The following is a 19,210-nucleotide window of genomic DNA, read 5'->3' as shown; positions in this document are numbered from 1 at the left end:
CCGGTCGCCCGCGAGAAGGAGTCCGTTCATGAGCTCGAATCAGCATTTCGTCGTCATCGGCGGTGGGCTCGGTGCCGCCAAGCTCGCCGAAGCTCTGCGCGCCAACGACTTCGACGGCCTGGTGACGGTGCTCGCCGCCGAGGAGGAGCTGCCCTACGAGCGGCCCCCGCTGTCCAAACAGCATCTGGCCGGCACCCAGCAGCTGCCCGATTTCACCGTCGACCAGGCATCCTGGTACCGCGATCACCACATCGACCTCCAGTTGGGCACCACCGCGACGGCTTTCGATCCGCGTGCCCACACGGTGACGCTGCCCGACGGGTCCACCCTGGGCTACGACAAGCTGGCCCTGGCCACGGGTTCGCGCCCGCGCACCCTGCCGATCCCCGGCGCCGACGCGCCGAACGTGTACACGCTGCGCACCATCGGCGATTCCGACGTCCTGGCCGAGGTGCTGCGCGACGACCGGCAGCTGGTGATCATCGGCGCGGGCTGGATCGGGCTCGAGGTCGCCGCGCAGGCGCGGGCGAGGAATGTCGAGGTCACGGTGCTCGAGGCCGCGGAACTACCCCTGGTCGGCGTGCTCGGTCCGGAGATGGGCGCCTTCTACGCCGACGTGCACCGCGCGCACGGCGTCGACCTGCGCACGGGCACGAAGGTCGACGCGATCCTCACCGACGACGGCGTCGCGACCGGCGTCCAGCTCGGCGACGGCACGGTGATCCCCGCGCAGGCGGTGCTGGTCGCGGTCGGCGCGCAGCCCAATATCGAGGGCGCGGTGGCCGCCGGGCTGGCGGTGGACGGCGGCGTCCTGGTCGACGAGGCGCTGCGCACCAGCGATCCCGACGTGGTCGCGGTCGGTGACATCGCCGAGCAGCAACACCCGGTGCTGGGTCGGCGGGTGCGCGTCGAGCACTGGGCGACGGCGCTCAACCAGCCCGCGGTGGCCGCCCTGACCATGCTCGGCAAGCCCGCCACCTACGACCGGCTGCCGTACTTCTTCAGCGACCAGTACGACATCGGCATGGAGTACACCGGCTATGTCGGCCGGGGCGACGACGTGCGCGTGGTCGTGCGCGGTGACCAGAGCGAACGCGAGTTCGTGGCGTTCTGGCTCGACGCGGACAACCGGGTGCGGGCGGGCATGAACGTCAACGTCTGGGACGTGACCGACCGGATCAAGCAGCTGATCCTGTCCGGCGAGCCGGTCGACCCGGACCGGCTGGCCGACCCCGACATTCCACTGTGATCCAGTTCACTCGGCGGAGGTGTCGAGGCGAGCCCGGTGGCTCCGACCTGTCAGCGAGCGCGCCACCGGGCGCACCGACAACGAGGAGCCACTCATGAAGTACATGCTGGTGAAGACCTACGGCCCGACCGCCCACTGCGATGTCCCGATCCACGAGTGGGCGCCCGAGGACATCGCCGCCCACATCGATTTCCAGCGGGCGCTGGGTGAACAGCTAGCCGCCGCGGGCGAACTCGTCGACGCCCAGGGCCTGGCCGGACCCGAGCAGGCGCTGATCGTCTCCTCGGACGGTCGCTCGGCGCCGGTGGTGACCGACGGCCCGTTCCCGGAGACCAAGGAGTTCCTGGCCGGGTACTGGATCGTCGACGTCGACTCCCCCGAGCGCGCGATCGAGATCGCCGCGCAGGCGTCGGCGGCGCCGGGCCCCGGCGGCGCGCCCATCGGCGAATACATCGAGGTCCGCCCGGTCATGAGCGAGCGAAGCGAGCGCCAAGAACACAGCCGCCATCGCGGTCATGGTGGAGCCGAGCGCCAGCGAGGTGCAAGCATGAGCGCGCCCGCCGAGTGACCGGGACCCTGGCCCCCGGCGCCGAGGACCTGCTGCGCGCGCTGGCGCCACAGGTACTCGGTGTGCTGGTCCGCCGGTTCGGCGATTTCGATCTGGCCGAGGACGCGGTGCAGGACGCCCTGCTGGCGGCGGCGACCCAGTGGGGCACCGAGGGCGTGCCGGAGAACCCGCGCGGCTGGCTCGTCCAGGTGGCCCAGCGCCGGATGGCCGACGCGGTCCGCGCCGAGGTGGCGCGGCGGCGCAGGGAGACCACGGTGTTCGTCAGGGACGTGCCCGTCGAGGCGAGCGCCAACGACGACACCCTCGAGCTGTACTTCCTGTGCTGTCACCCCGACCTGCCCGCCGCGGGCGCGATCGCGCTGACCCTGCGCGCGGTCGGCGGCCTGAGCACGGCCGAGATCGCCGCCGCCTTCCTGGTGCCGGAAGCGACCATGGCGCAACGCATCTCGCGGGCGAAGAAGCGGCTGGCCGAGGCGGAGCGTCCGTTCGCCGACGGGGCGCACGACACCGCCCGTCTCGACGCCGTCCTGCGGGTGCTGTACGTGATCTTCACCGAGGGGCACACCAGCACCGCGGGCGCGGGGCTGCGCCGGGCGGACCTGTCGGCCGAGGCCATCCGGCTGACGCGCGCGCTGCACGCCCTGCTGCCCGACGACCCGGAGGTCAGCGGCCTGCTCGCGGTGATGCTGCTGTCCGACGCGCGCCGCGCCGCGCGCTCCGGTCCACACGGCGAGCTGATCCCGCTGCACGAGCAGGACCGCGCCCGCTGGGACCGCGCCCAGATCACCGAGGGCCTGCGCCTGCTCACCGCGACCCTGGCGGCCGGCTTGACCGGGCCGTACCAGATCCAGGGCGCCATCGCCGGGCTGCACGCCCAGGCCGCCCGCGTCGAGGACACCGACTGGCCGCGCATCCTCGTGCTCTACACCATGCTCGAACGTCTCACCCCGAATCCGATGGTCACCCTCAACCGCGCGGTGGCCACCGCGATGGTGCACGGCCCCGCCGCCGGACTCGCGGTGGCCGACACGGTCGCCGAGCCGCTGGCCCGCTCACACCGGCTCGCCGCCGTGCGCGGCCACCTGCGTGAGATGGCGGGCGAGGACGACGCCGCCGTCACCGAATACCAGCGGGCCGCGAGCCAGACGGCGAGCACGCCCGAGCGCGACTACCTGCTGCTGCGCGCGGCACGCCTGCGCGCGACCGCGTGAGTCCGCCGGTGAATCACGGTGCCGATTCGAGATTCGCGATCATGGTGTCGAGAGTGCCTGTCAGAACGGCGAATTCGCGCTCATCGATGCCGTGGACCATACGACGGCGGATGGCCCTCACCGCGTGCCGGGCGGTCTCGTGCGCCGCACGCCCCTCGGCGGTGACCGCGTAGCGGTGCCCTTCGCGGGTGAGCCAACCGTGTGCGATCAGCGCGTCGGTGACCGCTCCGACGGAATCGTCCGTGGTCTCCCAGAACGGGCGCAGGGCATCGACGAGGTCGGCGCCGGGGTCGCCGACGAGGGTGTTCAACGTCTGCCATTCGCGGCGGGACATCCCGGCGGTGTCGATCGCCCCGTCGAAGGTGGCCTCGATGAGCTGATCGAGGCGTTTGACCTGGTAACCGATCAATCTGCGCGCAGCCATGAGTATACATACCTTTCTACAACTACATGTTCTATGACATGTACATGCCTGACGGTAACATGTGGCCGTGGACGAGGTCGAGCGGATCGAACGGGCGATGATCGCCATCCGGCGGCGCCAGACCAGGCGCATCCTGGGGGCGGATCAGCCGAGTGGACAGGCTTTCGACGTACTCGATGTCGTCGAGGACGCGACCGCACCCACCGTGTCCACCGTGGCCGCCGCGCTGGCCGTCGACCAGCCCAGGGCGAGCAAGCTCGTCGCCGCCGCCGTCACCGCCGGCTTCCTGCGGCGCGAAGCCGACCAGACCGACGGCCGCCGCTCCCTGCTGGCACTCACCGACCGCGGGCGCGAGGTGCTCGCCCACGCGCACCAGCGCCGCCGTGCCGCTTTCGACCGGGCCATGACCGGTTGGTCCGGCGCCGACCGGGTGGCCTTCGCCCGGCTGCTCGACCGCTTCGTCGACGCGCTCGACTGACGGCCTTGCTGGCAGACTCTCTGCCGTGACGGAAGTTTTCAGCGCGGGGGTGCTGGTCTATCGCCGGGGGGCGGCCGGAACCGAGGTGCTGCTCGGGCACATGGGCGGCCCGCTGTGGGCCAAGAAGGACGCCTCGGCGTGGTCGATCCCCAAGGGCCAGTACGTGCTCGGCGAGGAACTGCCGCGGGTGGCGGCGCGACGCGAGTTCACCGAGGAACTCGGCCTGCCCGTGCCGGACGGCCCGTGGGTCGACCTGGGCGATGTGCGCTACGGCAGCGGCGGCAAGCGCAAGAACCTCACCGTGTGGGCGGTCGAGGGCGATCTGGATCCGGACGAGATCGTGCCCGGCACCTTCGAATTGGAGTGGCCGCCCCGCTCCGGCCGGCTGCGCGAGTTCCCGGAGATCGACCGGGCCTGCTGGTTCGACCTGACCACGGCCTCGGAGAAGCTCGGCAAGGGCCAGCGTCCGTTCCTCGGCCGCCTCGCCGAGTACCTCGACTGACCCGGGCGCGCGGCCCGCTGCGAGGGTAGATTGCGGACATGCCCACCGATTTCCAGCTCAAGGCCATGAACGGCGTCCACCGTGCCCTGCTCAAGATCACCGGTGGCCGGATCGGCAACCGGATCTTCGGGATGCCGTCCCTCGAACTCACCACCATCGGCCGCAAATCCGGCACCCCGCGTCCCGTCATGCTGACCACGCCGATCATCGACGGCGACACCATCGTCGTCGTGGCCTCGCGTGGCGGCGATCCGACCCATCCGGCCTGGTTCCTGAACCTGCGCGACAACCCCGAGGTCGAGGTGTCGCTGGCCCAGGGCCCGCGCAAGCCGATGCTGGCCCACGTCGCCACGGCAGAGGAGCGCGCCCAGCTGTGGCCGCGGGTGGTGGCCGCGTACAAAGGCTACGGCGACTACCAGACCAAGACCACCCGCGAGATCCCGCTCGTGCTGCTCACGCCCCGGAATTAGACCAGCGCGGAACGGAATTCGGTCGGGCTGGTGCCGCGCGAGCGTTTGAACGCCGCGCTGAACCCGAACGCGTCGGAATAGCCGACGGTCGTCGCCACCTGCGCGACGCTGCGCGCGGGATCGGCGAGCAGGTCCTCGGCCTCGGCCATCCGCCATTCGGTGAGGTAGGTCAGCGGCGGTTCGCCCATCACCTCGGTGAACCGCCGGGCGAACAGCGCGCGCGAGACCGCCGACTCGGCTGCCAGGCCGGCCACCGTCCAGCGCTGAAAAGGCCTGGCGTGGATGGCTTTCAGCGCCGGACCGACCACCGGGTCGGCCATCCCCCGATACCAGTTCGGGGCGCACTCGGCGTCCTGGGCGAGCCAATCGCGCAGGGTGCAGACCAGCGCCCAGTCCATCAGCCGGTCCATCAGGGCCTGCGATCCCGCGCTGAGCCGGACCGCGTCGGCGGCGGACTGCTCGAGCCACTCGCACACCTCGGTGCCGCCGCCGACCACCATCACCGGCGGCAGCGCGCGCAGCAGCCGCTCGTGCCGCCGGTCCGAGGCGCGGTAGGCGCCGACGACCAGCGAAGCCTGTTCCGCCGCAGGATCTTCGGTGACATCGTCGACCAGTTCCGGTGTGGCGCACTGGAGATCGGCCTCGCCGAAGCCGTCGGGCAGGAAGCAGGACAGCTCGTATTCGACGGCGGGCCTGCTCGAATCGCCGGTGACATCGGTGAGTTCGAAGGGCTGATCCGCCTGCACGAGCGCCGTGTCGCCCGCCCCGAGCCGGGTTCGCGAACCGTCGGCCAGCACCAGGGTGCCGCCACCACGGATGACGCTCATCATGATCAGGGGGGCGCGATCGGCGAAGCGGATGGTCCACGGCGCGCGCAGAACGGCGTGGGCCACGACCGAACCGTCGGCACGGACGCCGTTCAACAGGGAACTCAGCGGATCCATGGCACCATGGTAGACGATCTCCTATCAAGAGGAGATGATCGCCCATAGATTGTCCACCGTGCGCGCGGTTGACTGGATCGTGCGGGACGAACGATCCCGCGTCACCACCGATCAGGGAGCCCACCGTGCCGCACGAAACCGCCACCCGCACAGCGCTCGTCGTCCTCGCCCACCACCGCGCCGATTCCCTGTCCGCCCACATCGCGCGCCGGGCCGTCGCCCGGCTCACCGCCGCCGGCTACACCGTCGACCTGCTCGACCTGCACGCCGAGAACTTCGACCCCAGAATGACCGTGGCCGACCAGCCCGACTGGGGCAACCGCGACAAGCGCTACGCCGAGGAGACCGAGGCGCACATGCGCCGGATCCTCGACGCCGACGTCGTCGTCGCGGTGTTCCCGATCTACTGGATGAGCGTGCCCGCCATCATGAAGGGCTGGATCGATCGGGTCTGGAACTACGGTTTCGCCTACGGCCGCAGCAAGCCCCGACTGGCGGGCAAGCGCATCCTGTGGCTCGGCCTGGCCGGCGCGACCGCCGACGACGCGATCGTCCCCGGCATGGAGCAGGTGCTCGCGACCCAGCTCAGCGAGGGGCTGGCCTACTACTCCGGGTTCGCCGATTCCCGCGTCCGGGTGCTGCCCGATGCCGAGGAGCAGCCGCAGACCCTCGACGCGGCGGGCAACTTCCAGGTGGGCGAGGCCATCGCCGGCGCGGCGCGCGAGGCGCACTACGCCGCGTTCGTGGCGACCGCCGAGGGCCATGTCGACGAGTTCCTCGCCGCCGAACTGGTCGACGCCTGATCCGGCACGCGCGCGGTGACTCTCGCGAGTCACCGCGCGTCCGCGCGCCTCACAGTCCGGTGAGGGCCCGGCGCAACACCCCGAAAAGCTCGGTGGGGTGCCCGGATTCGCTCGCCGCCTTGTCGATCAGATCGATGGCGGCGGCGGTGAATTCGTCGCTCTGCACCTGAGTGAACTCCTCCGGCGTATCGATCCCGACGGCGTCAGCGGCCAACAGGGTCGCCATCGCCTGCAGGAAGGGCGTCATCAATTCGGCCAGCCGGGCCGCGGAACCGCCCGCGCTGCGGACCATCAGCCCGCCCTGCTGGAACGCCGCGAACATCGCGTACATGCCGCCGAGGATCGAGACGTCGTACATCGCGGCCGCGCCGAGATCGGTGCCGACGAACTCGGCCTTGCCGAACAGTTCGAGCACCTGCCGGTACCGTTCGAACTCCGCCGCCGCGCCGCTGTAGAGCACGAACGCGCCCGGCGTCCCGATCATCGCGGGGACGGCCATGATGCCGCCGTCGATCAGCGCGATGCCGTGCTCGGCCGCCCAGCGCCCCAGCCCACGCGCCTGCTCCGGCGTGGTGGTGGTCAGGTTCACCACGGTGCGGCCGCTCAGGCGCGCCGCCGCGGGCTCGACGTGTTCGCGCACCGAGGCGTCGTCGAGCACGCACAGGATCACCAGGTCGGCCGCGGTGAACGCCTCCTCGGCGGTCGCGGCGGCCACGGCGCCCGCGTCCACCAGCGCCTCGGCCTTGGCGGCGGTGCGGTTCCACACCGTCACCTGGTGGCCGCCCGCGAGCAGCGCCTTCGCCAGCGCGGTGCCCATCGCGCCGAGACCGAGCACCGAAACCCGCTGGGCCGTCGCAGAGTTGGTCATGTTTCCCCTTGGTTCGAACCTCTCGTCGCCGGTCGGCGACGCACTCCCAGATTCGCCCGTAGCGGTACACTGCACAAGAACCGACAATAAAGTCGGATACTCACCAAAAAGTAAGTAAGGCGAACATGAGACAGCGAGAGCGTCCGTACTCCTGCGGGATCGATGCCGCGCTCGACGTGGTCGGCGGCAAATGGAAGGCGTTGATCCTGTGGGCCCTGTCCACCGGCACGCAGCGCTTCGGCGACCTGAAACGACTGGTGCCGGGAGTCACCGAGAAGATGCTGATCCAGCAGCTGCGCGAGCTGGAGCACGACGGGATCATCCACCGCGAGGTCTACCCGCAGGTGCCACCGAAGGTGGAGTACTCACTCACCGAGCTGGGCGTCTCGCTCAACGCCGCGCTGAGCACGCTCGGCCGGTGGGGCAATCAGCACATGGACCACATCTGCGCGGTCAAGGATGTTCCCGCGCCCGTCCACTGAGGGGCGCGGGAACGCGCGTCACGCCGGGATGCTGGTCCAGGTGTTGCCGGTGATGCGCTCGTAGGCCTCTTCGTACTTGCGGCGGGTCGCCTCGACCACGTCGGCGGGGATCTCCGGGCCGGGGTATTCCTTGTTCCAGCCGGTGGAGGTCGACCAGTCGCGCACGAACTGCTTGTCGAAGGAGCGCTGGGCGCGGCCCGGCTCCCACTCGTCGGCGGGCCAGAAGCGGGAGGAGTCGGAGGTGAGCACCTCGTCACCGAGGGTGAGAACGTCTCCGTCCCAACCGAATTCGACCTTGGTGTCGGCGACGATGACGCCCGCCTTCGCCGCGTGCTCGGCGCCGCGCGAATAGATCTCGAGGGTCAGCTCGCGCAGCTTCTCGGCGACCTCGCGACCCTCCTGGTGCACCACGTCGGCGAAGCTGATCGCCTCGTCGTGCCCCTCGGCCGCCTTGGTGGACGGGGTGAAGATCGGCTCGGGCAACTTGTCGCCGTCGCGCAGACCGGGCGGCAGCGCGATGCCCGAGACGGTGCCGGACCGCTGGTACTCCTTGAGCCCGGAACCGGTCAGGTAGCCGCGCGCGATGCACTCGACCTGCACCATCTTCAGCGGCTTGACCCGGATGCCACGACCGGCGAACTCGGCGGGCACGTCGGTGGCCGAGACCACGTGATTCGGGATGCCGGTGAAGTACTCGAACCACCAGTTCGACAGCTGGGTGAGCAGGGCGCCCTTCTCCGGAATCGGCGTCGGCAGCACCACGTCGTAGACCGAGACGCGGTCCGACGCGACGAGCAGCAGGGTGTCGCCGTCCTCGTAGAGGTCACGAACTTTCCCGGCGTGCACATGCTTCAACGTCGAGCCTCCGATTCTGGGGTGCCGTACATACTCGGTATGCACGCACTGTACCGGCCGGGTCCGGCGCCGAATCCGGCCTGGTCACCGCGACGCGAGGCCGGTCACATTCCGGCGAGGTGCCGACGTCACGCCGTCGCACGGGTGTGCCGCGCACCCGGCCCGCGACCTCCGGCGACCGGGACGGCGGGTCCGCCGGATCGCGCCCGGCCGGCCGGGTCGAGCGGTCAGGCGCTCACGCGCTCGGCGTCGGCGACGCGGAAGGTGCGGCGGTAGGCCAGTGGGGCGACGCCGACGGCGGCCTGGAAGTGCTGGCGCAGCGAGGTTCCGGTGGCGAAACCGACCCGGCTCGCGATCTGCTCGACCGACAACTCACTGGCCTCGAGCAGATGCCTGGCCCTGGCCACCCGCTGCTGGGTGAGCCAGCGGCCGGGGCTCATACCCACTTCGTCACCGAATCGGCGGGCGAAGGTGCGCCGGCTCATCCGCGCGTGCGCCGCCAGCTCGGCCATGGTCAGTGGCAGCTCGAGGTGTTCCAGCGCCCAGTGCCGGGTCGCGGCGGTGCTCGCGGCCGCGGGATCGGGGACGGGCTGGTCGATGTACTGGGCCTGTCCGCCTTCGCGCCACGGCGGCACCACACAGCGGCGCGCCACCTGATTGGCCACGGCGCTGCCGTGATCGGCGCGCACGATGTGCAGGCACAGGTCGATCCCGGACGCGGCGCCCGCGGAGGTCAGCACGTCGCCGTCGTCGACGAACAGCACGCCGGGATCGAGATGGACCCGCGGAAAGTGCCGCCGGAAGGTGTCGGCGAGCCGCCAGTGCGTGGTGGCCGGGCGACCGTCGAGCAAGCCGGCGGCGGCCAGCACGAACGCGCCGGTGCAGATGGACACGATCCGGGTGCCGGGCCGGATCCACGCGAGCGCGGCGCTGGTCGCCGCGCCGAGTCCGGCCGTGGCCTCGGCGATGTCGCTGGCGGGCAGCACCACGGTGTCGGCGGTCGCCAGCAGTTGCGGCCCGTGCTCGACGGCGATCCGGAAGTCGGCGCACGTTCGCACCGGCTCGCCGTCGACGGAGCAGGTCATGACCTCGTAGCGATCCTCGAGCATGCCGAAGATGCGCTGCGGAGTGCCGAGTTCGAATGGATAGACGCCGTCGAGCGCGAGAACCACCACACGATGCATGGCACGATTCTATCGGATGATGACATTCATGCCATTTCCCGACGCCGCGCCGCTTGGCACCGTGAACGGCATGACCCACACCATGCGTGCCATCAGTCAGGACACTCTCGGCGGACCCGAGGTCCTGCGCGAAGTCGAACTCCCCCGCCCCGAACCCGGCCCGAGCCAGATCCTGGTCCGGGTGCACGCCGCAGGCCTCAACCCGACCGACTGGAAGCACCGCGCGCTTCCCGGATTGTTCCTGCCCGCACCGCCTTTCGTCCTGGGCTGGGACGTCTCCGGTGTGGTCGAGGCCGTCGGGTTCGGGGTGACGCTGTTCGCGCCCGGCGACGAGGTGTTCGGGATGCTCCCCTATCCGCACGGCCACGGTTCGCTGGCCGAGTACGTCACCGGGCCCGCACGCGCCTTCGCCCGCAAGCCGGACAACGTCGACCACATCGTGGCCGGGGCGACCCCACTGGCCGCCCTCACCGCCTACCAGGCGCTGGTCGACACCGCCGACATCCAGGCGGGACAGCGGGTGCTGATCCACGCGGCGGGCGGCGGCGTGGGACATCTGGCGGTGCAGATCGCGAAGTCGCGGGGCGCGTACGTGATCGGCACGGCGAGCGCGGGCAAGCACGAGCATCTGCGCGCGCTCGGCGCGGACGAGCTGATCGACTACCGGGAGGTCGACGTCGCGACCGTGGTGCGCGACGTCGACGTGGTCCTCGACACGCTCGGCGGCGAGAACCCGCGCCGGTCGCTGCCCACGCTGCGACCCGGCGGACTGCTGGTGACCCTCCTGCCGAGCGCCGCGGACGACCTGCGGGCCGCGGCGGCCGAGCACGGCGTCCGGTTCGCCGCCCTGCTGGTCGAGGCGAATCACGCGGGGATGACCGCGATCGCCGACCTGCTCGCCGCGGGCACGGTGCGTCCGACCATCGCCGGGGTGTTCCCCTTGGCCGAGGCGGCGAAGGCGCACGCGCTCGGGGAGACGGATCGCACGCTCGGGAAACTGGTGGTCACCGTGCGCTGAGAGGTGCCGCGGCGGCACCGGTGGAAACTCGTGAGCGGCGCACGACGGCAGGTGGCATTGTGGACGCTGACGCGCGCGCCGGTGCAGCACCTGCGCGCCGAAGTGTGCCGTGTTCGTCGACGACGAAGGAGATCTATGTCCGCCCCGAATCTCACCCGCGACCAGGCGGTCGAACGCGCGGCCACCGTGGCCGTGCAGAACTACCGGATCGAACTCGACCTCACCGACCAGCCGCGCGGCGCCGGTTCGGAGGTGTCGGACACCTTCGGTTCCACGACCACCGTCACCTTCACCGCCACTCCCGGCGCGAGCACGTTCATCGACCTGGTCGCCGCCCGCGTCCGCTCGGCCGTACTCAACGGCACCCCGCTGGACGTGAGCGGCTACGACGAGTCGACCGGCATCGCGCTGCCGGAGCTGGCCGCCACCAACGAGCTCGTCGTCGAGGCCGACTGCGAGTACTCGCACACCGGCGAGGGTCTGCACCGGTTCGTCGACCCGGCCGACGACAAGGTGTATCTGTACTCGCAGTTCGAGACCGCCGACGCCAAGCGGATGTTCGCCTGCTTCGACCAGCCCGACCTCAAGGCCACCTTCGATGTCGTGGCCACCGCGCCCGCCGACTGGCAGGTGGTGTCCAACGGCGCCACCGCCGAGGAGCACAAGCTCGGCGCCGTGGTCCGGCACACCTTCGCCACCACGCCGAAGATGAGCACCTACCTGGTCGCGATGATCGCCGGTCCGTACGCGAAATGGACCGACGTGTACCAGGATTCGCACGGCGAGATCCCGCTCGGCCTGTTCTGCCGCGCCTCGCTGGCCGAGCACATGGACGCCGAGCGGCTCTTCACCGAGACCAAGCAGGGCTTCGGCTTCTACCACGAGAACTTCGGCGTGCCCTACGCCTTCGGCAAGTACGACCAGCTGTTCGTGCCGGAATTCAACGCGGGCGCGATGGAGAACGCGGGCGCGGTCACCTTCCTCGAGGACTACGTCTTCCGGTCCAAGGTCACCCGCGCGTCCTACGAGCGCCGCGCCGAGACCGTGCTGCACGAGATGGCGCACATGTGGTTCGGCGACCTGGTCACCATGAAGTGGTGGGACGACCTGTGGCTCAACGAGTCGTTCGCGACCTTCGCCTCGGTGCTGTGCCAGGCCGAGGCCACCGAATACACCAGCGCCTGGACCACCTTCGCCAACGTGGAGAAGTCCTGGGCCTACCGCCAGGATCAGCTGCCCTCGACCCACCCGATCGCCGCCGACATCCCCGACCTGCACGCGGTGGAGGTGAACTTCGACGGCATCACCTATGCCAAGGGCGCCAGCGTGCTCAAGCAGCTCGTCGCCTACGTGGGGCTGCAGCCCTTCCTGGCCGGTCTGCGCGACTACTTCGCCGAACACGCCTACGGCAACGCCACCTTCGACGATCTGCTGGCCGCGCTGGAGAAGGCCTCGGGCCGCGACCTCTCCGATTGGGGCGCGCAGTGGCTCAAGACCACCGGCCTCAACATCCTGCGCCCCGATTTCCTCGTCGCCCCCGACGGCACGTTCTCGAGCTTCGCCGTGGTGCAGGAGGGCGCCGCGCCTGGCGCCGGTGAGCACCGCGTGCACCGGATCGCGGTCGGCGTGTACGACGACGTCGACGGCAAGCTGGTGCGCACCAAGCGCGTGGAGATCGACCTGGATGCCGCCGGGCGCACCGAGGTGCCCGAGCTGGTCGGGGTGGCGCGCGGTCAGCTGGTGCTGGTGAACGACGACGACCTCACCTACTGCTCCCTGCGCCTCGACCCCGATTCGCTCGAGGTCGCCATGCAGCGCATCGGCGACATCGCCGACTCGCTGCCGCGCACGCTGGCCTGGTCGGCGGCCTGGGAGATGACCCGCCAGGCCGAGCTCAAGGCCCGCGATTTCGTCGCGCTGGTGCAGCGCGGGATCGGCACCGAGTCCGAGATCGGCGTGGTGCAGCGGCTGCTCATGCAGGCGGCCACCGCCATCTCGAGCTACGCCGATCCGGTGTGGGCCGAGCAGGAGGGCTGGCCCGGATTCGCCGACCGCCTGCTGGAACTGGCTCGCGGCGCGGTGCCGGGCTCGGATCATCAGCTCGCGTTCGTGAACGCGCTCACCGGCGCCAAGCTCGAGCCGCGCCACACCGGCGCGCTGGCCCAGCTGCTCGACGGCGATCCGACCTCGGCGGGCCTGGCCGGGCTCACCGTGGACACGGATCTGCGCTGGCGCATCGTCACCGCGCTGGCGGCGGCCGGGCAGATCGACGCCGACGGTCTCGACTCCCCGACCATCGACGCCGAGCTGGCCGGTGACCCGACCGCCGCGGGCAAGCGGCAGGCGGCCGCCGCCTCCACCGCGCGCCCGATCGCCGAGGTGAAGGCCAGGGCGTGGCAGACCGTGATGGGCGACGACTCGGTTCCCAACATCACCGCCCGCGCCATCGTCGGCGGCTTCGCCCCGGTCGGTCAGGCAGAGCTGCTCGCGCCGTACGTGGAGAAGTACTTCGCCGAGATCCCCGCCGTGTGGGAGCGTCGCTCGAGCGAGGTGGCCCAGACCGTGGTCGTCGGCCTGTACCCGCACTGGGCGATCACCGAGGACGCCGTCGCCAAGGCCGACGAGTTCCTCGCCGGTGACCACCCGCCCGCGCTCTACCGCCTGGTCTCGGAGGGCCGCGCCGGCATCGAACGCTCGCTGCGCGCACGGGAATTCGACGCCAAGTAGCCACAGTCACCGATGGCCCCGATCCCCCCGGATCGGGGCCATCGGCCGTTCCGGCTGCTCGCAGGCGCCGCCGGTGCGGCGCCGCCTGCTGCTGTGAGCGGATCCGCTGACGGCAGCAAAGCGCGCGAAAGACGGTGCGGGCGCGGCACCGTGGAGACATGGCACACGACGACAAGACTCCGATGTTCAGCTGGCGGGCGCGCGAGCAGCTGTTCGGCCGCCGGATCCTGGTCCTGGACGGGGCGCTCGACGACGACAACGGCACCCTGCTCATCACCCAGATGCTCACCCTGGCCGCCCAGTCACCGGAGGCGGGGATCTCGCTGTGGATCCACTCCCCCGGCGGCTCGGTGCCCTCGATGCTCGCCATCCGCGACGTGATGCGGCTGGTCCCCTGCGAGGTGTCCACCCTGGCACTCGGTTTGGCGTGCAGCGCCGGGCAGTTCCTGCTGTCCTCGGGCACGCCGGGCCGCCGCTACGCGATGCCGCACGCCCGCATCCTCATGCACCAGGGCTCGGCCGGGATCGGCGGCAGCGCGGTCGAGGTCGAGGTGCAGGCCGACGACCTGCGCTACACCGTCGACACCGTGCTCGGCCTGATCGCCGCCGACACCGGTCAGCCGTTCGAGCGCGTCTACGAGGACTCCCTGCACGATCGCTGGTTCACCGCCGCCCAGGCCCGCGAGTACGGCTTCATCGACCACATCGTCGAGTCGTTCGACCAGGTGATCCCCAACCGCCACCGCATCGGCATCTCGGCGTGAAAGCCGTTGCCGCGCCCTTGATCCGGACGGAGCTCCGATGACCAGCTACACCATCCCGAACGTCGTCTCCCAGCATCGCGGCGGGGAACGCATCACCGACATCTACTCGCATCTGCTCAGCGAGCGCATCGTCTACCTGGGCACCCCCATCGACTCCGGCGTCGCCAACGCCCTCATCGCCCAGCTGCTGCACCTGGAGTCGGACAGCCCCGGCCAGCCGATCAGCCTCTACATCAACTGTGAGGGCGGCGACCTGTCGGCCATGCTCGCCGTCTACGACACCATGAGTTTCATCAAGGCGCCGGTGCACACGACCTGCGTCGGGCAGGCGATCGCGGTGGGCGCCGTGCTGCTGGCAGGCGGCGCGGCGGGGCACCGATCGATGCTGCCGCACACGCGCATCGTGTTGCACCAGCCCGCGACCCGCGGCCAGGGCACCATTCCCGACCTGATCCTGCAGGCGGACGAGATCGTGCGGATGCGCGCGGCCATCGAGGCGATCCTGTCCAAGCACACCGGCCAGACACCGGAGACCCTGCGCCGCGACACCGACCGCGACCGGGTGTTCACCGCCGAGACCGCGCTCGAGTACGGCCTGGTCGACCAGGTGCTGCACGAACGGGAGTGAGCGCGGGCGCGCCCGACGGTGGGCGCGCCCGACATCAGTTCGAGCTCACTGCTTCTCGATGCGGTCCAGGTAGACGCGGCGCACCCGGTCGTCGACCCGGGAGATCGCGGCGTCGTCGTTGGCGGCCTTGCGGACGACCTTCAGCAGCGACTCCGGGACCAGTCCGGCCGCGTTGGCCATGAGTCCGACGTACCCGGGGACCGCGGTCTCGGCCGCCCTGGTCCTGACGGTGCGGACCACCGCGTCGGCGATGTCCTCGGGATCGACGGCGGGCAGGATGCCGTAGTCGATGCCGGAGCTGAGTTCGGTGCGCACCGCCGAGGGCAGCACCGCGCTCACGCTCACGCCGGTCGCGTCCATCTCCAGGCGGGTCGCCGCGGTCAACCCGACCACGGCGTACTTGCTGGCGTTGTACACGGCCAGGCCCTTGAGCGGGAACTTGCCCGCCAGCGAGGCGACGTTCACCACGTGGCCGCGACCGCGCTCGACCATGCCGGGCAGGGCCAGCCGCATGCCGTGGATCACGCCGTAGACATTGACGTCCATGGTGAGCTGGTCGATCCGGTCGGACTGCTCGAGAAAGGCGCCGTTGGGCATCACGCCCGCGTTGTTCACCAGCACGTCGAGCGGGCGGCCGCGCCACGCCGCGGCGGCATCGAGGAACGCCGCGTACGAGGACTTGTCGGTGACGTCGAGGACGTGGCCCATCGCCCGGTCGCCGAGGTCGGCGGCGGCCTGCACGGCCAACGCCTCGTCGAGGTCGCCGAGCGCGACATGGGCGCCCTCGGCGACGAAGGCCCGCGCGGTGGCCAGTCCGATGCCGCGTGCGGCGCCGGTGATCGCGACCAATGCGCCGCTCAGGTCGATCCGTGGGTAGCTCATGCGGTGACCGCCATCTCGTCGTCGTGGGTGATCGTGAAATCGGCCGGATCGAAGGCACTGACCCGGCGGGTCAGCGTGCCGGTCGACCACGGCCAGCTGAAACTGTTGCGGCCGTTGGCGTCCAGGTAGTAGCTCTGGCAGCCGCCCGCGTTGTAGACGGTGCCCTGCAGCGCCGCCTGCACCTGCTCCACGTAGCGGGCCTGCACCTCGGGTCGCACGTCCAGGATCGCCCAGCCGTGGCGCCGGGCGCTCGCGATCGCCGAAACCAGCAGGTCGACCTGGGCCTCGAGAATCGCGAAGGCCGAGGAATGACCGGTGCCCAGACTCGGGCCCAGCACGCTGAACGCGTTCGGGAACCCGGTGGTGACGGTGCCCAGGTAGGCCTCGGGCGAGCCCTGCCAGTGCTCCGCCAGGGTCCGGCCGTCGGCGCCACGCACGATGTCGGCGAGCGGGGTGTCCAGGATGTGGAATCCGGTCCCGAGAATGACGGCGTCCACCTCGGCGGCCGTCCCGTCGGCGCCGACCACGGTGCTGCCGCGGAATTCGGTGACGGCGGTCGCGTGGACGTCGACGTTGTCCTTCGTCAGCGACTGGAGGTAGCTGTTGGAGAACAGGATCCGCTTGCAGCCGAGCAGATAGTCGGGGGTCAGCTTGGCCCGCAACGCCGGATCACGCACCACCGCGCGCAGATACGCCGAGCCCACCGTCTGCACCGTCTGCATCAGCGGGCGCGGGTGGCGGAACGCTACGCCGAGGCCCTCCATCAGGGCGTACTCCACCGAACGCAAGGCCTTGTGCGCGAACGGCAGTCGCCGCATCACGCGCTTCTCGAAGCGGGGGACGGGATGGTCGAGTTTCGGCAGCACCCACTGCGCCGTGCGCTGGAACAGATGCAGCTGGGCGACCTCGGGCTGGATGGCGGGCACGAACTGCACCGCCGACGCGCCGGTCCCGACCACGGCGACGCGCTTGCCGCGCAGGTCGTAGTCGTGGTTCCAGCGCGCCGAATGGAACACCTCGCCGGGGAATTCGGCCAGGCCGGGGATGTCGGGGACGCGCGGCTCGTTCCACGGACCGGCCGCGGAGACGACGAAACGGGCCGTCAGCGCGCCGTCACTGGTGTCGAGGTGCCAGCGTCGGTCGGCGTCGTCCCAGCGCGAGCCGAACACCTCCACACCGAACCGGGTGCGGGCGGCGAGCCCGTGCGCGCGGGCCACCCCGTCGACGTAGGCCAGGATCTCGGGCTGGGTCGCGAACAGCCGCGACCACTCGCTGTTGGGCGCGAACGAGAACGAGTACAGACCCGACGGGACGTCGCAGGCACAGCCGGGATAGGTGTTGGCGCGCCAGGTACCGCCGAAGGTCTCGGCCTTCTCCACGATCACGACGTCCTCGACGCCTGCCTCGGCGAGCTTGATCGCGGCGCAGATGCCCGAGATCCCCGCCCCGATCACGACCACTTCGTGGTAGGTGCTCATACGTTCTCTCCTTCGCGGACGGACGCCCGGATCGCCTCGGCGACGCGGGCGGGCACGGTCCTGCGGGCCGCGGCCAACGTGGCCGGGCGCCGGGTGGAATCCATGAAATTGGGGCCCATCGCCGCGAGTTCGGCGGGGCCGGGTTCGACCCGGATCACGCGCGTACCCGCCGCGCGCAGCGCGGCCACTTCGGCGTCGAGCCCCTTGGTCATCTGGGCGCGCAGCAGCCGCTCGACGCGGCTCAGCCCGGTGGCGGGGGCGCCGCCCGCCGAGGTCATCGGGGCCACGACCACCACCTCGTCGAGTTCGAGCGGCACCAGCAGGTCCGCCGACACCGACGAGACCGCGCCGCCGTCGACGAATTTCCGGCCGCCGATCGGCACCGGCGGGAACCAGCCGGGAATGCCCCACGACGCGGCGATGGCCGAGCCGAGGTCGACATGTGGCGCCGACGCCGATCCGAACGCGACCCGCTCGCCGGTCCGCGCGTCGGCGGCCACCAGCCAGGTCGCCGGATGCTCGACCCAGCCGCCACGCGGGGTCAGCGCGCGGCCGAAGGCGCGCAACCAGTTCGCGTCACCGCGCCCCTCCGGCAGCATCCCCGCCAGCGCGGTGTAAGCCGAGCCGCGCCGCACTCCGGCGCCGATCAGCCCGAGGCCGGGCAGGCCGAGCCGCGGCAGGGGCGGGATCGCGCCGGGGTCGACCGCTACGTGCGCGGCGAGGACAGGATCGGCGGCGGGCGCGCCGTCGAGCGCGGCGAGCAGATCGCCCGGCGTGCGGCCCGCACCGAGCGCGGCCACGATCTCGGCACCCGCGGAGGTTCCGATCAGCACGTCGGCGGAGCGGGCGTCCCAGTGCAGCGCCTGCTCGACGGCGTCGAGCGCCACCGCCGTCCAGGCGAAGCCGAGGACACCACCGCATCCGATGGCGAGTCCACGTCGTCGTGTAGTCATGATTCGGATACTATCGGTATTTGAATTCCAGCGGTACCCCGAATTTGCTAGACTTCGGCGGTGGCCCGAATGACACGTAAGGAGTCGCACGCACTCACCCGCGAGCGTTTGGTCGAGACCGCCAAGCGGCTCTTCCTCGCCGACGGCTACAACGTCACCTCACTCGAGAAGGTGGCCACCGAGGCGGGCTTCTCCAAGGGCGCCGTCTACTCGAATTTCGCGACCAAACACGAACTCGGCCTGGCCGTGATCGATGTCGTGCACGGCGAGCGGGCGGAATCGCTGGCCGAGGCGATCATGGCGAAGGACACCATGGCCGCGCGGATCGACAGCTTCGCCCGGTGGGCCGACGAGAACATCGGCGATGTCGGCTGGACCGCGCTCGAAGTCGAGTTCGCGACCAGCACCCGGCACCTGCCCGAGGTTCGCGCCGAACTGGCCATCCGCAGGCGATCACTGACCGCCATGCTCGGCTCGCTGGTGCAGGTGCAGGCCGACGAGATGGGCTTCGAGCTGCCGATCCCCGCCGAAGAGGCGGCGCTGCAACTGCTTTCGCTCGGCATCGGCCTCGGTGTGCAGCGCGCGATCGATCCGGAGATGCCGGTGAGCGCCCTGGTCGACCTGCTGCGCAATCTCGTCGACGCCGTCCGCACCAGCTGAGCCAGCCGAACGGCCCCGAGGCGCCGATCGCGGCGACGACCGGCTTCGCGGGAATTGCCGGT

20 protein-coding genes and 1 pseudogene are annotated in these 19,210 nt (G+C 70.8%); 13 read left to right on the top strand and 8 right to left on the bottom strand.

Going from position 1 to position 19,210, the window contains the following annotated elements; genetic code table 11:
- The first annotated feature begins 28 nt into the window (after positions 1–28).
- The 3 genes and pseudogenes from AB0H56_RS07285 (at position 29) to AB0H56_RS07275 (ending at position 3,028) form a co-directional block, all read left to right on the top strand.
- The gene (locus AB0H56_RS07285) at positions 29–1,249 is read left to right on the top strand and encodes an FAD-dependent oxidoreductase (protein ID WP_357158587.1); all 1,221 of its coding nucleotides are present in this window, start codon (positions 29–31) and stop codon (positions 1,247–1,249) included.
- A 94-nt stretch (positions 1,250–1,343) separates the two neighbouring features.
- Positions 1,344–1,724: pseudogene (locus AB0H56_RS07280) on the top strand (YciI family protein); the annotation flags it as partial.
- Positions 1,725–1,813: 89 nt separating this feature from the next.
- Positions 1,814–3,028, top strand: a complete 1,215-nt coding sequence (locus AB0H56_RS07275; RefSeq protein WP_357158585.1) for a DUF6596 domain-containing protein — start codon at positions 1,814–1,816, stop codon at positions 3,026–3,028.
- Between the two features lie 13 nt (positions 3,029–3,041).
- On the opposite strand, the gene AB0H56_RS07270 is transcribed toward AB0H56_RS07275, so the two are convergent.
- On the bottom strand, positions 3,042–3,452 hold the full coding sequence (locus AB0H56_RS07270; RefSeq protein ID WP_357158582.1) for a MarR family transcriptional regulator: 411 nt from the start codon (positions 3,450–3,452) through the stop codon (positions 3,042–3,044).
- Between the two features lie 67 nt (positions 3,453–3,519).
- Between AB0H56_RS07270 and AB0H56_RS07265 the strand changes: the two genes are divergently transcribed.
- From AB0H56_RS07265 to AB0H56_RS07255, 3 genes are read left to right on the top strand one after another with little or no spacing between them, the layout of a single operon-like run.
- Positions 3,520–3,930: a MarR family transcriptional regulator gene (locus AB0H56_RS07265; protein ID WP_357158579.1), complete on the top strand. Its 411-nt coding sequence runs from the start codon at positions 3,520–3,522 to the stop codon at positions 3,928–3,930.
- 25 nt (positions 3,931–3,955) lie between these two features.
- Positions 3,956–4,432 (top strand): NUDIX domain-containing protein, encoded by a 477-nt coding sequence (locus AB0H56_RS07260; RefSeq protein ID WP_357158576.1) that lies wholly within the window; start codon positions 3,956–3,958, stop codon positions 4,430–4,432.
- A gap of 38 nt (positions 4,433–4,470) precedes the next feature.
- Entirely contained in the window at positions 4,471–4,902 is a 432-nt protein-coding gene (locus tag AB0H56_RS07255) for a nitroreductase family deazaflavin-dependent oxidoreductase (protein ID WP_357158573.1), read from the top strand.
- On the opposite strand, the gene AB0H56_RS07250 is transcribed toward AB0H56_RS07255, so the two are convergent.
- On the bottom strand, positions 4,899–5,846 hold the full coding sequence (locus tag AB0H56_RS07250) for an AraC family transcriptional regulator (protein WP_357158570.1): 948 nt from the start codon (positions 5,844–5,846) through the stop codon (positions 4,899–4,901). The genes AB0H56_RS07255 and AB0H56_RS07250 overlap by 4 nt on opposite strands.
- Positions 5,847–5,971: 125 nt before the next feature.
- On the opposite strand from AB0H56_RS07250, the gene AB0H56_RS07245 reads away from it, so the two are divergent.
- Positions 5,972–6,649 (top strand): NAD(P)H oxidoreductase, encoded by a 678-nt coding sequence (locus tag AB0H56_RS07245; RefSeq protein WP_357158567.1) that lies wholly within the window; start codon positions 5,972–5,974, stop codon positions 6,647–6,649.
- A 49-nt stretch (positions 6,650–6,698) separates the two neighbouring features.
- On the opposite strand, the gene AB0H56_RS07240 is transcribed toward AB0H56_RS07245, so the two are convergent.
- A complete protein-coding gene (locus AB0H56_RS07240) occupies positions 6,699–7,592 on the bottom strand; it encodes an NAD(P)-binding domain-containing protein (protein WP_357158564.1) in 894 nt (297 codons plus the stop codon).
- Between the two features lie 50 nt (positions 7,593–7,642).
- Between AB0H56_RS07240 and AB0H56_RS07235 the strand changes: the two genes are divergently transcribed.
- Entirely contained in the window at positions 7,643–7,999 is a 357-nt protein-coding gene (locus tag AB0H56_RS07235) for a helix-turn-helix domain-containing protein (RefSeq protein WP_357158561.1), read from the top strand.
- Between the two features lie 18 nt (positions 8,000–8,017).
- Here the strand turns inward: AB0H56_RS07235 and AB0H56_RS07230 are convergent, their stop codons facing one another.
- On the bottom strand, positions 8,018–8,854 hold the full coding sequence (locus AB0H56_RS07230) for a phosphoribosylaminoimidazolesuccinocarboxamide synthase (RefSeq protein WP_357158558.1): 837 nt from the start codon (positions 8,852–8,854) through the stop codon (positions 8,018–8,020).
- Positions 8,855–9,081: 227 nt separating this feature from the next.
- Entirely contained in the window at positions 9,082–10,038 is a 957-nt protein-coding gene (locus AB0H56_RS07225) for a helix-turn-helix domain-containing protein (RefSeq protein WP_357158555.1), read from the bottom strand.
- Between the two features lie 28 nt (positions 10,039–10,066).
- Between AB0H56_RS07225 and AB0H56_RS07220 the strand changes: the two genes are divergently transcribed.
- The 4 genes from AB0H56_RS07220 to AB0H56_RS07205 all read left to right on the top strand — a co-directional run bounded on the left by AB0H56_RS07220 (position 10,067) and on the right by AB0H56_RS07205 (position 15,175).
- On the top strand, positions 10,067–11,056 hold the full coding sequence (locus AB0H56_RS07220; RefSeq protein ID WP_357158552.1) for an NADP-dependent oxidoreductase: 990 nt from the start codon (positions 10,067–10,069) through the stop codon (positions 11,054–11,056).
- Between the two features lie 135 nt (positions 11,057–11,191).
- A complete protein-coding gene (pepN, locus tag AB0H56_RS07215; RefSeq protein WP_357158549.1) occupies positions 11,192–13,783 on the top strand; it encodes an aminopeptidase N in 2,592 nt (863 codons plus the stop codon).
- A gap of 158 nt (positions 13,784–13,941) precedes the next feature.
- Positions 13,942–14,547 carry an ATP-dependent Clp protease proteolytic subunit gene (locus tag AB0H56_RS07210; protein WP_357158546.1) on the top strand — a complete coding sequence of 202 codons (606 nt, stop codon included), beginning with the start codon at positions 13,942–13,944 and terminating at the stop codon, positions 14,545–14,547.
- Positions 14,548–14,584: 37 nt separating this feature from the next.
- Complete coding sequence (locus tag AB0H56_RS07205; RefSeq protein ID WP_110039472.1) at positions 14,585–15,175, top strand: ATP-dependent Clp protease proteolytic subunit; 591 nt, start codon at positions 14,585–14,587, stop codon at positions 15,173–15,175.
- Between the two features lie 45 nt (positions 15,176–15,220).
- On the opposite strand, the gene AB0H56_RS07200 is transcribed toward AB0H56_RS07205, so the two are convergent.
- The 3 genes from AB0H56_RS07200 to AB0H56_RS07190 are packed head-to-tail and all read right to left on the bottom strand — an operon-like array spanning position 15,221 to position 18,488.
- Entirely contained in the window at positions 15,221–16,057 is an 837-nt protein-coding gene (locus AB0H56_RS07200; protein WP_357158543.1) for an SDR family oxidoreductase, read from the bottom strand.
- On the bottom strand, positions 16,054–17,535 hold the full coding sequence (locus tag AB0H56_RS07195; protein WP_357158540.1) for an NAD(P)/FAD-dependent oxidoreductase: 1,482 nt from the start codon (positions 17,533–17,535) through the stop codon (positions 16,054–16,056). Before AB0H56_RS07195 ends, AB0H56_RS07200 begins: the two co-directional genes overlap by 4 nt.
- Entirely contained in the window at positions 17,532–18,488 is a 957-nt protein-coding gene (locus tag AB0H56_RS07190; protein WP_357158537.1) for a patatin-like phospholipase family protein, read from the bottom strand. The genes AB0H56_RS07195 and AB0H56_RS07190 overlap by 4 nt, the downstream gene beginning before the upstream one ends.
- Positions 18,489–18,557: 69 nt before the next feature.
- Between AB0H56_RS07190 and AB0H56_RS07185 the strand changes: the two genes are divergently transcribed.
- Positions 18,558–19,148 carry a TetR/AcrR family transcriptional regulator gene (locus tag AB0H56_RS07185; RefSeq protein ID WP_357158535.1) on the top strand — a complete coding sequence of 197 codons (591 nt, stop codon included), beginning with the start codon at positions 18,558–18,560 and terminating at the stop codon, positions 19,146–19,148.
- Positions 19,149–19,210: the final 62 nt, after the last annotated feature.

The organism is Nocardia sp. NPDC050717 (assembly GCF_040654275.1).
Taxonomy (GTDB): Bacteria; Actinomycetota; Actinomycetes; order Mycobacteriales; family Mycobacteriaceae; genus Nocardia.
The sequence above is the reverse complement of the archived record's forward strand: the minus strand, read 5'-3'. Positions and strand labels throughout refer to the sequence as shown.

Coding starts and splice junctions, on each gene's coding strand:
- AB0H56_RS07200 (WP_357158543.1), bottom strand. CDS start 16,057: ATGAGCTACCCACGGATCGACCTGAGCGGCGCATTGGTCGCGATCACC.
- AB0H56_RS07205 (WP_110039472.1), top strand. CDS start 14,585: ATGACCAGCTACACCATCCCGAACGTCGTCTCCCAGCATCGCGGCGGG.
- AB0H56_RS07270 (WP_357158582.1), bottom strand. CDS start 3,452: ATGGCTGCGCGCAGATTGATCGGTTACCAGGTCAAACGCCTCGATCAG.
- AB0H56_RS07250 (WP_357158570.1), bottom strand. CDS start 5,846: ATGGATCCGCTGAGTTCCCTGTTGAACGGCGTCCGTGCCGACGGTTCG.
- AB0H56_RS07285 (WP_357158587.1), top strand. CDS start 29: ATGAGCTCGAATCAGCATTTCGTCGTCATCGGCGGTGGGCTCGGTGCC.
- AB0H56_RS07255 (WP_357158573.1), top strand. CDS start 4,471: ATGCCCACCGATTTCCAGCTCAAGGCCATGAACGGCGTCCACCGTGCC.
- AB0H56_RS07190 (WP_357158537.1), bottom strand. CDS start 18,488: ATGACTACACGACGACGTGGACTCGCCATCGGATGCGGTGGTGTCCTC.
- AB0H56_RS07210 (WP_357158546.1), top strand. CDS start 13,942: ATGGCACACGACGACAAGACTCCGATGTTCAGCTGGCGGGCGCGCGAG.
- AB0H56_RS07235 (WP_357158561.1), top strand. CDS start 7,643: ATGAGACAGCGAGAGCGTCCGTACTCCTGCGGGATCGATGCCGCGCTC.
- AB0H56_RS07185 (WP_357158535.1), top strand. CDS start 18,558: ATGACACGTAAGGAGTCGCACGCACTCACCCGCGAGCGTTTGGTCGAG.
- AB0H56_RS07225 (WP_357158555.1), bottom strand. CDS start 10,038: ATGCATCGTGTGGTGGTTCTCGCGCTCGACGGCGTCTATCCATTCGAA.
- pepN (WP_357158549.1), top strand. CDS start 11,192: ATGTCCGCCCCGAATCTCACCCGCGACCAGGCGGTCGAACGCGCGGCC.
- AB0H56_RS07220 (WP_357158552.1), top strand. CDS start 10,067: ATGCCATTTCCCGACGCCGCGCCGCTTGGCACCGTGAACGGCATGACC.
- AB0H56_RS07195 (WP_357158540.1), bottom strand. CDS start 17,535: ATGAGCACCTACCACGAAGTGGTCGTGATCGGGGCGGGGATCTCGGGC.